The sequence below is a fragment of the Kitasatospora sp. NPDC034035 genome (assembly GCF_055575755.1).
On sequence record NZ_JBVISA010000021.1, the window covers coordinates 30649 to 44461 of the forward strand.

Consider the following 13813-nt stretch of genomic DNA (forward strand, 5'->3'; position numbering starts at 1 on the left):
CGCGAACGGCCTTTCGCCTTGGACCCGTTGGACCCGTTGGACCCGTTGGACCCCGCCCCCTGCCGGGGTCGGCCCCGCCCTGACGGAGCGTCAATTCGGAGCGGAAGCCGGGACGAGGGCCGCACCGTGCCGCCGACAACGAGGGTCGTTCACAAGAGCACAGGGTCAGACGGGCGGCATCAGATCGCTCTCGCTGATGGTGTACGTCAGCGGGGGATAAACGAAGTCCGTTTCGGTGTTCTCACGGCGCCGTAGTCGGTAGAATTCGCGCCTCTGCTCCTCGTCGGCCGACATGAGGCGCACACCCTGTGGGAGGTATGCGTGTCCGTCGCGAAACCGAACGAAGGTCTTTGACGTTCGAAAGGTTACACCCAGCCACTGGTTGTCCGCCGCGTGGGCGGGCGCGTCCAATACGATTCTATGCCTGAGCCGCCGATTCAAGTCGACGGAAAACGCGACGATACTGTTGTGGGCGAGGGGGATCTCGAACTTCTCGCCATCGGACCCCTTCGATTCGAAGACCAGCTTCCTCGGCGGGCCCGCTTCGGGACGCCGGTAGCAGGAGAAGACGGCGATAAACGACTCGTCGGCCAGATCGAGGGCCTGGTCGGAATGGCTACCCATGGTCGTGTAGGCGTTCGTGTAGCTCTCGATGAGAGCGTTGTTGAAGCCGACCGAAAGTGCCGCGCGTTCCCGGATCCGTTGCGCCAGCTGCTCATGCACTGCCAGAAAACGCTGCGTCGGACTGCCGTACCGAGTGGTCGTCCGTACGAGAGGAACACCGCCCGCCTCGTCGATCTTGGCGAGTACGGCGCCCCTCCGGCCTTTTCCTACGTCTTCCAGACGAGCCGACGCGGACAGTTCCGCAAAGAGATTGTCCTCGGCCGGCAAAGCGCACGAGAGGATCTCGTCCGAGATCCTAGACCTGGGGGGCAACATAGTCTCCCGTGTTCATACTGAAGAGGAATTCGTCGCCGTAGTCGATGAAGGACGAGGTCCTGTTCTCCTCGGCGTACAGCCTGCGCAGCTCTGCCATTCCCGCCGGTGTGGGTGGGCCCAGCTGCACCAGATCCCCGGCCACTTTGAGGAACGTGTGGCCGTTCTTGTGAACGGCTTCGGCGCTCGAACAGCGCACCACGTACCCCAGGCGGGTCGGGAGCAGCTCGGCGTCCAACGCCGAGGGCCGGATTTCATGCGTGTACAGGCGATTGGTGGACAGCGGCATGAAGAACACGGAGCCGGGATAGAGGGTCAGGGTGAACTGCGGGGGGAGCGCGACCCCGTCGCGGCCTTCGGTCGGCTCCTTGAGGCGGAAGTGGAGTTTGGTCAGCCCGCTGGCGCCCTTCACCCCGTGGTCGAAGACGTCTTCGGCCAGGGGCTGCAGCTTGTCGAGCCCGTCATAGAAGGTGCAGAAGGCCATGATGCCGTTGTCGGGCATGTCCTTGGTCTTGTCGGCATGCGCCGAGATCTTGGCCTTGGACTGCTTGCGCTCGGCCGTGGCAAGGGTGTTGTGGTAGATCTGAGCGAGGACGTGATTCAGCGGCGCCTGCCCCCGGAAGACGGCGGCGGCCTCGCGGTTCAGAGCCTCGACGATGTGCGTGTCGGTCGGGCGGAAGCCCTCGGTCGGCCCCGAGAGATTCGTGGAGCACCGGAGCAGGCGGAAATGCAGTTCGTCGCCGTTCCGTGTGACGGGCGTCAGATAGATTCCGCTGCGATGGGCCGTTCCGGGCTTCGTGGACTCCGTCAGGGACTGGAACGCGTGCTCCGCACGGATCCGTCCGAAGTGATCGGCGCCGAGTCCGAAAAAGCGGCGGTAGTACACGCCGACGCCGTGTACGCGGACGGGGACCCGGCCGAGGTCGACGAAGGTCCAAGGTTCGTCGAGGCCCTCGCGGTAACCGTGCGACAGCTCCCGGATGACGAACACCCGGGCAGCCGCACGCAGTCGGCGGCCGCTGATCCCGGATATGTCGCCACACAGGTAGACGGTCTTCTGCGCGAGGTCGGGCGAACCGGAAGCAAGGTCCTCCGGCGTGATTGTGGACCCGAAGAATTCCCCGACCACGTCATGATCCTGCAACGCCGAAGGCGCAACCAGGATGTTGCTCGCATCCTCGATGCGGGCTTCTGCCGACCCTGCCGTGTACATCAAACCGTACCTGCCATTCGCAGATCTTGGTGGATTGCTCAAAATCGTGGACATGGCAACGGCCCGCACTCTTTCATTTGCGCGGCAAGGCGTAAACGGAAGGAGACGGACCATTGAACCTTGATGCTCTCACGGGGGCTCGACAGCGGGCAACGGGTTCTGCCACCCACCCAGCCGGCCGGCCGGCCGGCAGCCCAACGATGCGATGCGGTGCGGTCAGTCGACGGTGACGGTCATCTTGCCGAGGGCCTGACCGCTCTCCATCACGCGGTGGGCCTCGACGATCTCCTCGAAGCGGAAGGTCCGGGTCGGGCGGCCGCGCAGGGCACCCGTCTCGACCTTGGCGTAGATGGCGTCGAACGGTATGTCGGAGAGCGGGAATTCGGGGCTGCCGAGGACGAAGGCGCTGCCGAAGAAGCTGAGCCGGACGCCGCTGGGAAGGTCGGCGATGGGGTCGAAGTCGGCTACCGGTGCGAAGCCGCCGAGGAAGCCGACCTGGCAGACCCGTCCGCGGGGTCGGACGCTGGCGAGCGAGTCGCGCAGGACGCTGTTGCCGACGACGTCGAGGACGGCGTCCACGAGGATGCCGCGGTCCCGGACCCGGGTGCTCAGACGGCCGTCGTCGATGAGTACGTCTTCGGCTCCGAGGTCCCTGAGCAGGGTGGCGTGGGCGGGGTTGCGGGTGGTGGCGAGGACGCGGGCGCCGTGGTCGACGGCGAGGTCGACGGCGGCCTGGCCGAGCGAGGAGGTGGCGCCGCGGACCAGGACCGTCTCGTCGGGGCGCAGTTCCAGGGTGCCGAACAGGGCGCTCCAGGCGGTCGCGTAGACCTCGGGGACGGCTGCCAGGTCGGCCCAGCCGAGGGTGGAGCGGACCGGTACCACGTTGGTCGCGGGTACGGTGACGAGCTCCGCGTAGCTGCCGTTGCGGGTGCGGCCCATGCCGCCGAGGATCGCCACGACCGTGGTGCCGGTGGGGAGTTCGCCGGACGGGTCGGATTCGACGGTTCCGGCGCACTCGATCCCGGTGACGGGCGCGACCTCGCCCCAGGCGCCCGCGCGCATGTACGCCTCGGCGTGGTTGAGGCCGATGGCCTTGACGCGGATCAGCACCTCGCCGGCGGCGGGCACGGGGTCGGGCAGTTCGGTGACGGCGAGGACCTCGGGGCCGCCGTAGGCGGAGATGGTGATGGCCTTCATGATCGCTTCCTGTTCTTGAATGGTGATTCAACTATCGGGCCGAAAGAAGGGCCACCCTGTCCGGTGGCCCTTGTCCGCTCCGCCCGCCCCTCAGACGAGGGCGGCGAAGGCGTTGTCCGTGATGACCCGCAGCAGCGCCTCGTCCGGGTTGGCCTTGCCGACGACCATCAACCCCTGGCACGTCGCGACCAGCAGCTTGGCACTGCCGGCCGGGTCCACCGCTTCGCGGACCTCCCCGCGACGGCGGGCGTTCTCCAGCGCCGTGGTCATGCAGCGCTCCAGTCGGGCCAGGTGACCGCGGACGACGGCCGCGGCCTCGTCGTCCTCGGCTGCGTCCTCGATCGCGGTGTTCACCAGGAGGCACCCCTGCCGCCCCTCCGGGCTGAGCAGGTCCCGCACCAGTCCGTCGAAGTAGCCCCGCAGCTCCGCCAGGCCCGCGCCGGCCGCCTCCAGCTCGCCGAGCTTCTGCGGCACGACCAACCGGGAGTAGCGCTCCAGCGACTTCAGGAACAGTGCCCGCTTGCCACCGGGGAAGACGCTGTAGATGCTGCCCGGCTTCACGCCGGTCGCCTTCACCAGGTCCTCGATCGAGGTGGCCCGGTAGCCGCGCTTCCAGAAGCGCAGCATGGCTCCGTTCAGTACGGCGTCGGGTTCGAACTCGCGAGGCCTGGGCATGGGACGAAGATACATGAATGCTCATTCAAGAACAATGCCGTCACTGCGCCGAACCTGCGGGACCGGGCGGCCGGGCCGGCACGGGGCCGTCCGCACGACCCGGCCGCCGGGCAGCATGCGCTCGCTGGTCCGCTCGGTGGTCCGGTCCGCGGGCCGGTCGCTGCTAACCCTTCTTGATCGCGGAGATGTCGAACTCCAGGACGATCTTGTCGCCGACCAGCACGCCGCCGCCTTCCAAGGCCGCGTTCCAGGTCACGCCGAACTCCTTGCGGGAGATGGTCACCGATCCCTCCAGCCCGACCCGCAGGTCGCCGGAGGGGTCGACGACGTTGCCGGTGTACTCGAAGTCGATGGTGACCGGGCGGGTGGTGTCCTTGATGGTCAGATCACCGGTGACGCGGTACTCGGTATCGGAGCGCGGCTCGACCGAGGTGCTGCGGAAGGTGATGTCGGGGAAGTTGGGAGCGTCCAGGAAGTCGTTGGTGCGCAGATGCTGGTCGCGCTGTTCGACGCCGGTGTCGATGCTCTCCGCCTTGATCACGACCTCGGCAGTGGAGCGGGCCGGCGCGGTGCCGTCCAGGTGGGCGGTGCCCTCGAACCGGTGGAACGCGCCGCGGACCTTGGTCACCATCGCGTGACGGGCGACGAAGCCGATCCGGGTGTGGGCGGGGTCGAGGACGTAGTCCCCGGTGAGCTCAGAGATTGTGGCAGTCACAGTGAGGTGCCTCCGAAAGACCAGGATCGCGGCGCCGGTACGGCCGGATCGTTCCGGGCCCACGCTAGGGCGCGCCGATTCCCCCGTCGGCCGGACGCACCGAGGGGCCCGCGCAATGCACTCCGGCCGGCGAACACGGGCCACCGGCCGGCCGCTGCCCGCCTTCCTCGCACAGGGTCCCGGCCTCCGGTGCGCAGGGCTGCGGCGACGCCGCCGTCCATCCGGATGCCACCGTACGGGTGCGGCCCGCCGCATCCGCGGCCACCGTAGGGAGATGGACATCGTCGTCGTGCTGGAAATGAATACGCCGACCAACGTTCGGGCCCTTCAGCCCGACCGCACACCGGCAGACCCCGAGAACGCCGTGCGCCGCGCGCACCAGGCCCCCGCGGAACCCTCCGGCGCCTGCAGCCCCCTCACCTTCTGCGGCCTGGCCACCTCCGACATGACCATCGCCCCGTACCCGCCCAGCCGGCCGGGCCGGTACACCTGCACCACCTGCAGCACGTGCCAGAGCGCCGCAGCCGGCAGCCCGCTCGTCCCCGGGGCCGTCGGGGCTCCGTTCGCGCCCTCCCCGAGCCGCATCCCCTGAAACCCCGCCAGGGCGTGAACACCGCCGGGGCGTGAACACCGCCGGGGCGCTCGTCGGCAGTCCGGCGCCGTCGACGAGCCGGTGGTGGCGGGCCGGTGGTGGCGGGCCGGAGCAGCCGGGCAGGGTTCCGTCGCCCCCTGCCCGTCACCTTCCGCCCAGCGGGCGCCCGCCTGCCGGCTACGGCTCGGTGGGAGCGCCGTCGCCTCTGGTCCGGACGGCGGCGGCGAATCGCCACGCCTCGATGTCGCGATAGCGGATCGGCCCGGGGCCGCGGCCGATGTTGCTGCCGACCAGGTGAAGTCGCTCGGTCCGCCACGGCCGGCCCACGAACCCGGTGAGCCCGGCCGCGGCCAGCGGCACACTGGTGGAATCGTCGCGACGGGACCGTGCCAGGGTCAGGTGGGGCCGCAGCGGGCGGTCCCTGAACTCGATCCCGCAGGACCTGACCAGCTCCCGGACGTCGGTGGCGAGCAGGTGCAGTCCCCCCAGGTCCCCGTCGATCCCGCTCCACAGCAGTCGCTCGTCGAAGTGGCCGCCCCCGCGCAGGCCCAGCTGCAGGGCGGGGCGCGACGCGGCCGAACCGGCCAGCACCGACCGCAGCAACGGCAGGGCCGTGGAGGGCAGTTCACCGAGGAAGGCCAAGGTGATGTGCCAGTCCTCGATCCGGTTCCACCGCAGCCGCGGGTACCTGGCGTAGGCGGGCTGCAAGGCACGGGCCAGTTCGTCCTTGGCGTCGTCGGGCGGCGCCAGTGCCACGAAGACGCGCAGGGTCGAGGGCTCGGGGGAATCGTCCACGAGGGGGGAGGTTAGCCGAGGCCAGGTCGCCTGCGCCCACCGGTGTGCGGACCACCGACCGGGGCCCAGGCCGCCCCGGCACGGCCGCGCCGGCCGAAACGCACCCGCCCGCCCGACGGGTCGGCGGGCGGGCAGGCGGGCAGGCGGGCAGGCGGGGCTTCGCCATGTGGGGTACCGCTGCGGATCAGCAGCACCCGGTGAGTGCCTGGCGGCGCGACACCTCGACGGTCGGCGCCGCCGGCCGGGGCCCGCCGGCCGGGGCGGTGGCGTCAGAGCCGGGTCAGCACGAACCGCCGTTGCTGATCATGATCCCGGTGATGGTGCCTCCTCCACCGAGGTTGCCGTTCGGCGGGACGCAGAAGACGAAGCCGTCGGACCGCTGGATGTGGGTGTAGTCCTGGTTCCGGGTGTTGACGACCCACCAGACGTCCCCGTGGTTGGTGTTCTGGAAGTAGTCGGTGACGTCCTTGAACTCCGCGACGATCGGGTAGGACGAGCCTCCGCCGCCGTAGATGCACACGTACGGGTACGGGCATCCGTACTGGCTGTTGGCCTCGGCGCTCGTGGCCCCGACCATTGACATGGCGAGCGCGGAGGCGGCGACGACGCCGGTCGCTGCCAGCTTCTTGAGTACGTTTCGCATGGTTTTCCTCTTCTTCTCCATGGGCGTCCGTCCGCCGCGTCGGCGCAAGGGATCCCCCGGGTGATGGCGGTGCTGCCGCGCACCGTGAGCGCCGCCGTGCTTGATGTACAGGCGTGTCGGGCGATGCATGATCCCCGTCCCGCGTGCGGGGGTTCGCCGTCGTCGGGCGTCGCCCGCGGGTCTGAAGTGACACATGCGGCCAGGGGGTGCGGCACCCACTCTGTCGGGCGGCGCACGACGGCGGCAACCTTGATCCGCTGTCTCAACGTCTCAGTTGTTCACACGCCACTGACCTGCGGGTTGAGACGTCTCACGAATCCGGACAGGCCATGGCGACGGGACCTGCGGGAGCTCCCTTCCCCGTGGGACGGTGACGGATCGTCACGGACGGTGGTCGGCCCGGGGCGGGAGTGGTCAGGTCAGGTCAGGTGGAAGAGGGCTTCGGCGTTGCCGTAGGCGATCTTGGCTCGGTCCGCCGGGTCGGGGATGGCGTTGAGGAACTGCTCGACCGCTGCCGCGTCGGGCCGGTGGAAGGGGTAGTCGGTGGAGAACAGGACCTGGTCGGGGCTGGTGAAGTCGAGGGTGTGGCGGAGCAGGCGCTCCTGGAGCATGCCGCTGCTGGTGATGTGGATGTTGGTCTTGAGGTAGTCCGAGATGCGGCGGTCCAGGTGCTTGGCGACGCCGGAAAGGCTGTCGACCCGGTCCATCCAGAACAGCAGCATCTCTCCCCAGTGGCCGAGCACGAGTTGGAGGTCGGGGTGGCGGTCGAAGGTGCCGCGCAGGATCAGCCGCAGGGCCGACAGGCCGGCCTCCAGGTGCCAGCCCCAGCCGAACGTCGCAAGGCCGAGGTCGACCAGCGGGTCCAGGCCCCGGTAGGAGGCGTCGCGCAGTTCGTCGGAGGCGATCTGCGGGTGGATGAAGACGGGCTGGCGCAGTCGGGCGGCGGTGGCGAACATCTCGTCGTAGGCGGGGTCGTCCAGTGGGCGGGAGCCGGTGCGCCCGTGCACCATGGCGCCGACGTGTCCCAGGCGGGTGGCGCAGCGTTCGAGTTCGGCGGCGGCGGCCTGCGGGTCGCTGGTCGGGAGGGTCGCGAACGCGCGGAAGCGGGTCGGATTCGCGGCGACGGCGGCGGTGGCCTCGTCGTTCGCGTCCCTGGCCAGCGCGACGGCGTCCTTGGGTGGGAGCGGCTGTGTGGCGGGGGTGACGACGGACAGGATCGCGATGTCGATGCCGGCCGCGTCCATCGCCTCGATCCGGCCCTGGGCGATGTCCTCCAACCGTGCCTGGTTGTCGCCCATGGTGTTGAAGGCGACGCTCTCGTCGCGCGCACCGTCGGGCAGCCGGTCGAGGGCTTCGCGGATGGCGGCGCTGTTCCAGTGCTCCTCGATGGCGATGATCTTCATGGTGGCCCTTTCGGGTCGTCAGTCGTCAGGGGTGGACTTCGGGCGGGCTGTCAGTCGACGGTCCGGCCCCGGCAGTCCGGGCAGGGCCGGGTGCTCTGGGTGGTCCGGGCAGCCCGGGGGGTCCTGGTAGTCCGGGTCATGCAGTGCGCCCTTGCCGGTCCGGGCCTCGAGCGTGTCGACCAAACCGGGGAGAGGGCCGAGGCATCCGGCCCCCGTCTTCGCTCATCGTTTGGTGAGCCAACCGTACACCTTTCGCTCAACAGCGGTAGAGTGGATTTGTGAGTGAGAGCGAGCCGACGAGCAGAGCAGCCAAGCGGGCGGCCACCGCCCAACGCATCCTGGACGCCGCGCGGGTGGAGTTCGGGGAGCGCGGCCTCGAAGCGACCACGATCCGCCGCATCGCCCAGCGGGCGCAGGTGGATCCGTCGCTGGTCATGCAGCACTACGGTTCGAAGGCCGCCCTGTTCGCCATCGCCATCCAGATGAAGGACGCGGACCAGGACGAGATCGAGACCCACCTGCACGACGTCCTGAACGTCAGGCTCGCGGACCTGCCACCGGAGACCAGGGCCCTGGTCCGGTCCATGCTCACCGCGCCGGAAGCCACCGAGCAGATGAGCGCGTTCCTCAACGAGCGGATCGCCAACCTGAGCCGCAACATGACCGGCGAGGACACCGAGCTGCGGGCCGCACTGATCGTCAGCAGCATCCTCGGGCTCACCATCGCCCGGCACTTCCTCAAGCTCGACGCGTTCACCGCAGCCTCGGACGCCGAGATCGCCCGCGCGGCCCGACCCTGGGTCACCACCGGGATCGAACCGGCCTCGCCACCGCCTCCCGCATCCACCCAGGCCCAGTAAGCCTCACGCCGGAGCTTGCGGGTGCTGCGGACGTTCACCAGGAATGACGTCACCACTGGCTAAGCTCGCGGTCATGTGGAGACAGTCGGTGCAGGAAGTCTTTCCTGGTGCAGGGCTTCGGGAACCGGTCGAGGCGTCCGAGATCGTCGAGGCCGAGAGGCGGCTGGGGCGAGCCCTGCCGACGGACCTCAGGCAGTTGCTGTCGGAGAGCAACGGGGTGCTCGGCCACACGCACGTGAACACGGTCTGGACCATCGATCAGATCGTCGAGCGGAACCTCCTCTTCTGGTCCGACGAAAGCTTCGCCCAGCTCTACATGTCCTTTGATGCCCTCATGTTCTTCGGCGACAACGGCGGCGGCGATCAGTTCGCCTTCGTGCAGAAGCCGCAGCGCCCGGACGTGTTCGTCTGGGAGCACGAGAGCGACAGCCGCAGGTGGGTGGCCAACAACCTGCGCGACTACCTCGGCCGTTCGCTGCGCGTCGGCGGAGACGACTGGTACCGGCTGTAGCCGAAGCGACCCGCCCGGCAGGCTGAAGACCTGACCTCGCACGGACTCCGGCCAGAGTCGTTCTGCGGACCGGAGCGCGGCGGACGACCCCGGGCAGCGGCCCGACCGGGCCGCCGGTCAGCGTCCGTGACATGGGGGGTGGGGGAATGACTCCGCTGGGGTGGGGCGTGACCGCCTGGCGGTGGATCGTCGCGCCGGTGACGGCGCCGTTCCGGGTGCCGGCGGTGCCGCCGCAGGTGCGGTCGGTACGGACCTGCCGCTTCGCGTGACGCGGTGCGGGCATACTCCACCCTGTTGTCACGAACCGTGGGGGGAATTGTGCAGGGTCATTCGTCCGCTCCGAGGTCAGGTCTGGCTTGGGCCGACGCCGAGGACGTGCGGCTGCTGGAGGGCGTACGACAGAACCTGGGCCTCGACGAACTCGCCGTCCGGCACGGCCGTTCCGTCGGCGCGATCCGTGTGCGCCTGGCCCGGCACGTTCCGCTCACCGACGCCACCGGCGCCACCAACCCCACCGATGCCACCGACGAGGACCTGCTGCGGTGGGTGAGGTCCTGCCTCCCGCCCGGCGGCGGCGCTGACACTCCCGATCCGGACCCCGGCAACACCCCCACGGCCCCGGCCCCGGCCACGCCCGCTCCCGGCGCGGCCGGTGTCCTCGCCGACTGGCAGCAGCTGACCGGGCACACCCTCGGCGCCGAGCGGCAGCCGGTCTTCCTCGCCCGCCCCGCGGTCGGCGCGCTCGCCGCCGTGGACTGCGCGGTACGCCGGGACACGGGACGGCGCCTGTGGCAGGAGACCCGGCAACTGCTCCTGGACGACTGGGCGCTGGAATGCCGCTGCCCGGGCGCCCGCACGCTCGCCCCGTCGTGGAACGCCATCGCCGAGCGCGACGACGACACCGCGATGGTCCTGCGCGAGCTCCTGGCCGCGGCCGTCGACGAGATACCCGGTGAGCGCGACCGCCGGATCGTGAGCCTCCGGTTCGGCGTGGGCGACCATGACGCACAGACCCAGGAGAAGATCGCCGACGCCTTCGGCCTCTCCCGCGAACGCATCCGCCAGCTGCAGAACAGGGCCGTGGGCGCGATGGCCCGCGCCGGTTCGCCCGCCACCGGCAGGCTCCGCGCGCTCGTGTCCGAACTCGGGCGACTCGACGGCTCCCCGTCGGGCGACGAAGGACCGTCCAGCGCCGAGCGGCTGCTCGACCTGGCCCAGGTCCTGCTGCCGGCCGTGGCACCACGCCAGGCGGTCACCCTGCTCGCCGCCCTCGCCGGGGTGGGCAAGGTGCCCGCCGACAACCTCGCCGCGCAGGCCATGACGATCCGTACGCTGCGCCAGGACGCGGAGCGCCGCGAGGCCTCCCGGCAGGGCCGCGTCGAGCGGGCCACCGCCAGGTGGCAGCGCCTGGCGGACCGGATCACCTGGTTCGGCACACCCGAGAACGCTCCGCCGCGCGGCGAACTGACCGCGCTGCGCGAGGCCGAGGACGACGACCCCCGCTCCGGATCGTGGCACTGCCCCAAACTCGGCCGCCCGGTGGCGTACGAGTCGGAGACCGAGCGCCACCTGATCCAGCTCCTGTCGTTCGCCCCGCAGATCGCGTACTACCAGGAACAGCCACTGGCCATCGGCTACGAGTTCGACGGGCACACCCGCACCTACTTCCCCGACCTGCTCGTCGCCACCACCGACGGGCGCTGCGTCCTGGTCGAGGTCAAGGCACTCTTCGAGATGGCCACCGCCGTCAACCTCGCCAAGTGCCGCGCCCTGGAACAGCTGTGCCGCGAACGCGGCTGGGGCCTGCTGATCACCGACGGGCACCGCACCCGCGCCCTGCTGGAGGAACACCGGCCCGACCCCCGACTCGCCGACCTCATCGAGCCGTTGCTGGACAACGGGACGGTCCTGGGGTGGCCGCAGGTCGTGTCCGCGGCCGGCGGTCAACGCCCCGACTGGATGGACTTCACGGCCCTGGTCCTCAGCCGCGGATGGGACTGGCGCACCCGGCCGTTCCGGCTGAGCGCCGGCACGGCCGTGCCCGGGCCCGACGCGACAGCCGCTGTGGAAGCCGGCCAGGACATGCTGCCGCAAGCCGACCCAACGCCACCCCCGGCAGCGCCGGTGCGCCCCACCGCCGAGGACATCGAGGCGGCCCGCACCCCGGCCGGCGGATGGCGTCGCGACCAGCTCGCGGCATGGGGCGTGCCCTGGCCTCCCCCCAAGGGCTGGAAGAAGCGGCTGATCGACCAGGCACACTCCGCCCGGACCTGACAGCCGGTCAGCGTCCGCGTTCCGCAGGCCCAGGCACTACGCGTCGGCGCCACCCGACAACCGGTGGAGGCACCGAAGTCGATCACGGTGGCCGGCGCGCCCGAGACCGTCGTGATCGACTTCGGTGCCGGGGCCGCTGACCTGCTAGTATTCTTCTCGTCGCGAGGGAGACGATTCCTCGTCAGGCGTCAGCGGTGCTACCAGAGCACGCCCTACTTTCAGTAGGGAGAGTCCGTGCAACCCGGGCCTGGCGCTCCACTGTCGGACGAGGTCCGGTACCCACACGGGTACCGGACCTCGTCCGCGTTCACGGCCCCTTGCGAGCCAGGACGACGCCGGTCAGCAGTTCGCGGCCGGCAGGGCCCCGGGCCCGGCACACCCTGATGGCGGTGTCAGGGGTCGGCCCTACGGTGGCCCGCATGAGCTATGACATCTTCTTCGTCGACCTGCGCCACCACTCGGACTGGATGGCGGCGATGACCGCCCAGGAGGGCGTGCAGGATCCGGGAGTGCCGGACGAGTTGGCCCGGGCATGGCGGCGCATCGTGCCCCGGGCCCTGGAGATACTCGGGGAGGCGCAGGCCGAGGAGGCCGAGCGGTGGCGCGAGATCCGGCACGACGGGTCCGGCCTCCAGCTGTCGGTGTACGGCGGGGACGTGTCGATGCAGATTCCGTACTGGCACGAGGGCGAGCAGGCCGACACGTTCATGGCCCTCGCCTACCGGCTGGCCGCCCTCGTCACGGAGGAGACCGGTCTGACCGCCGTCGAGCCGCAGACCGGCGCCACGATCGCAAGCCCGCAGGCCGCCGCCGGGCCGCAGACGGCCGGCGCGCAGGCAGCCGGGATCATGGCGGAGACGACCGCCCGGCTGCAGCACTACTGAGCCGGCGGACCGCGGCAGGAGCGCGAGGCGCGGGTATGCCCAACACCCCTACCGCCTCTTCAGGCCTCCGGTGGTCTCCCGGGCGGGGACCCCGGCCCAGGCCGGCAGGGCGTGAATCCGCTCGGTCGCGTCGGGGTGGCGCAGCCGGGTGAGGGAGGCGAGCCGCTCCTCGGCGTCGCGTAGTCCACGTGACCAGGCCGCGCGGGTCGCGGGCGTGGGGAATCGGTCTTCCCCGGCGCCGCGCCGTGACTTCCGGCAGCCGAGTGATGTCAGTGCCTGCCGGTAGCTTCGGAGAGGCAAGAAAGCCACGTGCCACGTGGGCGGCAGTCCGTAGAGGGAGGACGAGGATGGCGACCTTCACGCTCGTTCCCGGTGCCGACGGTCGGGCCTGGTTCTGGCACCGGCTGGTGCCAGAGCTACGGGCCCGGGGGCACGACGTGGTCACGATGGACCTGCCGAGCGACGATCACGCGGGTCTGGAGGAGTTCGCGCAGGCCGTCGTTGCAGCGGTGGAACAGCGCACCGACCTCACCGGGCCGCTGGTGCTGGTGGCGCAGTCGCTCGCGGGTTTCTCGGCCCCGCTGGTGTGCGGGCGGCTGCCTGTGCCCGTCGCCGAGCTGGTGCTGCTCAACGCCATGGTCCCGGCGCCCGGCGAGACTGCCGGGCAGTGGTGGGAGAACACCGGCCAGGCCAAGGCCCGGTCCGACTACGCGGCCGCCACCGGGCGCGGCGCCGATCCCGGGTTCGACCTGCGGGCCGACTTCTTCCACGACGTCCCGGCCGAGGTGACCGAGGAGGCGCTCTCCATCGGCGGCTCGCCGCCGCCCTCCGCGCTGTTCGCACAGCCCTGGCCACTGACGCACTGGCCGCAGGTGCCGACCCGGTTCCTCCAGGGACGGGACGACCGCTTCCTACCCCTGGAGTTCCAGCGCAGGATCGCCCGCGAACGGCTGGGCCTGGAGATCGAGGAGATCCCCGGCGGCCACCTGGCCGCCCTCAGCCGCCCCCGGGAGCTGGCCGACGCGCTGCTGCGCACGGAGCCCGCGTAGCCGCGACGTCAACGCGACCAGGTGCCGGCCACGTAACGCGACCAGGTGCCGGCCACGTCCCGGACA

At 70.5% G+C, this 13813-nt stretch carries 15 protein-coding genes; 7 read left to right on the forward strand and 8 right to left on the reverse strand.

The genetic code is table 11. The features are described 5' to 3' along the window. Positions 1-165: 165 nt before the first annotated feature. The 5 genes from ACZ52J_RS27155 to ACZ52J_RS27175 all read right to left on the reverse strand — a co-directional run bounded on the left by ACZ52J_RS27155 (position 166) and on the right by ACZ52J_RS27175 (position 4736). Complete coding sequence (locus ACZ52J_RS27155; protein WP_465622581.1) at positions 166-936, reverse strand: alpha-ketoglutarate-dependent dioxygenase AlkB; 771 nt, start codon at positions 934-936, stop codon at positions 166-168. Next, positions 920-2149: a hypothetical protein gene (locus tag ACZ52J_RS27160; RefSeq protein ID WP_465622435.1), complete on the reverse strand. Its 1230-nt coding sequence runs from the start codon at positions 2147-2149 to the stop codon at positions 920-922. Before ACZ52J_RS27160 ends, ACZ52J_RS27155 begins: the two co-directional genes overlap by 17 nt. A gap of 216 nt (positions 2150-2365) precedes the next feature. Beyond that, positions 2366-3346 carry a zinc-binding dehydrogenase gene (locus ACZ52J_RS27165; protein ID WP_465622437.1) on the reverse strand — a complete coding sequence of 327 codons (981 nt, stop codon included), beginning with the start codon at positions 3344-3346 and terminating at the stop codon, positions 2366-2368. A 90-nt stretch (positions 3347-3436) separates the two neighbouring features. Next, positions 3437-4021 carry a TetR/AcrR family transcriptional regulator gene (locus tag ACZ52J_RS27170; RefSeq protein ID WP_465622438.1) on the reverse strand — a complete coding sequence of 195 codons (585 nt, stop codon included), beginning with the start codon at positions 4019-4021 and terminating at the stop codon, positions 3437-3439. A gap of 163 nt (positions 4022-4184) precedes the next feature. Next, on the reverse strand, positions 4185-4736 hold the full coding sequence (locus tag ACZ52J_RS27175; protein WP_465622440.1) for a YceI family protein: 552 nt from the start codon (positions 4734-4736) through the stop codon (positions 4185-4187). A gap of 274 nt (positions 4737-5010) precedes the next feature. Between ACZ52J_RS27175 and ACZ52J_RS27180 the strand changes: the two genes are divergently transcribed. Continuing rightward, positions 5011-5328 (forward strand): hypothetical protein, encoded by a 318-nt coding sequence (locus tag ACZ52J_RS27180; RefSeq protein ID WP_465622441.1) that lies wholly within the window; start codon positions 5011-5013, stop codon positions 5326-5328. A gap of 177 nt (positions 5329-5505) precedes the next feature. Here the strand turns inward: ACZ52J_RS27180 and thpR are convergent, their stop codons facing one another. The 3 genes from thpR to ACZ52J_RS27195 all read right to left on the reverse strand — a co-directional run bounded on the left by thpR (position 5506) and on the right by ACZ52J_RS27195 (position 8169). After that, entirely contained in the window at positions 5506-6123 is a 618-nt protein-coding gene (gene thpR / locus ACZ52J_RS27185; RefSeq protein WP_465622442.1) for an RNA 2',3'-cyclic phosphodiesterase, read from the reverse strand. A 280-nt stretch (positions 6124-6403) separates the two neighbouring features. Further along, positions 6404-6766: a hypothetical protein gene (locus tag ACZ52J_RS27190; RefSeq protein WP_360508977.1), complete on the reverse strand. Its 363-nt coding sequence runs from the start codon at positions 6764-6766 to the stop codon at positions 6404-6406. A 419-nt stretch (positions 6767-7185) separates the two neighbouring features. After that, the gene (locus tag ACZ52J_RS27195) at positions 7186-8169 is read right to left on the reverse strand and encodes an amidohydrolase family protein (protein WP_465622444.1); all 984 of its coding nucleotides are present in this window, start codon (positions 8167-8169) and stop codon (positions 7186-7188) included. Positions 8170-8447: 278 nt separating this feature from the next. Between ACZ52J_RS27195 and ACZ52J_RS27200 the strand changes: the two genes are divergently transcribed. The 6 genes from ACZ52J_RS27200 to ACZ52J_RS27225 all read left to right on the forward strand — a co-directional run bounded on the left by ACZ52J_RS27200 (position 8448) and on the right by ACZ52J_RS27225 (position 13747). Next, on the forward strand, positions 8448-9029 hold the full coding sequence (locus tag ACZ52J_RS27200) for a TetR/AcrR family transcriptional regulator (RefSeq protein WP_360508981.1): 582 nt from the start codon (positions 8448-8450) through the stop codon (positions 9027-9029). A 73-nt stretch (positions 9030-9102) separates the two neighbouring features. Beyond that, positions 9103-9540: an SMI1/KNR4 family protein gene (locus ACZ52J_RS27205; protein ID WP_465622446.1), complete on the forward strand. Its 438-nt coding sequence runs from the start codon at positions 9103-9105 to the stop codon at positions 9538-9540. A gap of 146 nt (positions 9541-9686) precedes the next feature. Continuing rightward, the gene (locus tag ACZ52J_RS27210; RefSeq protein ID WP_465622447.1) at positions 9687-9809 is read left to right on the forward strand and encodes a hypothetical protein; all 123 of its coding nucleotides are present in this window, start codon (positions 9687-9689) and stop codon (positions 9807-9809) included. A gap of 106 nt (positions 9810-9915) precedes the next feature. Continuing rightward, a complete protein-coding gene (locus tag ACZ52J_RS27215; protein WP_465622449.1) occupies positions 9916-11814 on the forward strand; it encodes a Tn7 transposase TnsA N-terminal domain-containing protein in 1899 nt (632 codons plus the stop codon). 419 nt (positions 11815-12233) lie between these two features. Further along, positions 12234-12698, forward strand: coding sequence for a hypothetical protein (locus tag ACZ52J_RS27220; protein ID WP_465622450.1), 465 nt, complete (start codon positions 12234-12236; stop codon positions 12696-12698). A 347-nt stretch (positions 12699-13045) separates the two neighbouring features. Next, positions 13046-13747 carry an alpha/beta fold hydrolase gene (locus tag ACZ52J_RS27225; RefSeq protein WP_465622451.1) on the forward strand — a complete coding sequence of 234 codons (702 nt, stop codon included), beginning with the start codon at positions 13046-13048 and terminating at the stop codon, positions 13745-13747. The last annotated feature ends 66 nt before the right edge of the window (positions 13748-13813 follow it).

Excerpts from the sequence above, each read along its gene's own strand:
- ACZ52J_RS27160 (WP_465622435.1), bottom strand. The coding sequence starts at position 2,149 with ATGTACACGGCAGGGTCGGCAGAAGCCCGCATCGAGGATGCGAGCAAC.
- ACZ52J_RS27165 (WP_465622437.1), bottom strand. The coding sequence starts at position 3,346 with ATGAAGGCCATCACCATCTCCGCCTACGGCGGCCCCGAGGTCCTCGCC.
- ACZ52J_RS27170 (WP_465622438.1), bottom strand. The coding sequence starts at position 4,021 with ATGCCCAGGCCTCGCGAGTTCGAACCCGACGCCGTACTGAACGGAGCC.
- ACZ52J_RS27180 (WP_465622441.1), top strand. The coding sequence starts at position 5,011 with ATGGACATCGTCGTCGTGCTGGAAATGAATACGCCGACCAACGTTCGG.
- ACZ52J_RS27190 (WP_360508977.1), bottom strand. The coding sequence starts at position 6,766 with ATGCGAAACGTACTCAAGAAGCTGGCAGCGACCGGCGTCGTCGCCGCC.
- ACZ52J_RS27195 (WP_465622444.1), bottom strand. The coding sequence starts at position 8,169 with ATGAAGATCATCGCCATCGAGGAGCACTGGAACAGCGCCGCCATCCGC.
- ACZ52J_RS27205 (WP_465622446.1), top strand. The coding sequence starts at position 9,103 with ATGTGGAGACAGTCGGTGCAGGAAGTCTTTCCTGGTGCAGGGCTTCGG.
- ACZ52J_RS27210 (WP_465622447.1), top strand. The coding sequence starts at position 9,687 with ATGACTCCGCTGGGGTGGGGCGTGACCGCCTGGCGGTGGATCGTCGCG.
- ACZ52J_RS27220 (WP_465622450.1), top strand. The coding sequence starts at position 12,234 with ATGAGCTATGACATCTTCTTCGTCGACCTGCGCCACCACTCGGACTGG.
- ACZ52J_RS27225 (WP_465622451.1), top strand. The coding sequence starts at position 13,046 with ATGGCGACCTTCACGCTCGTTCCCGGTGCCGACGGTCGGGCCTGGTTC.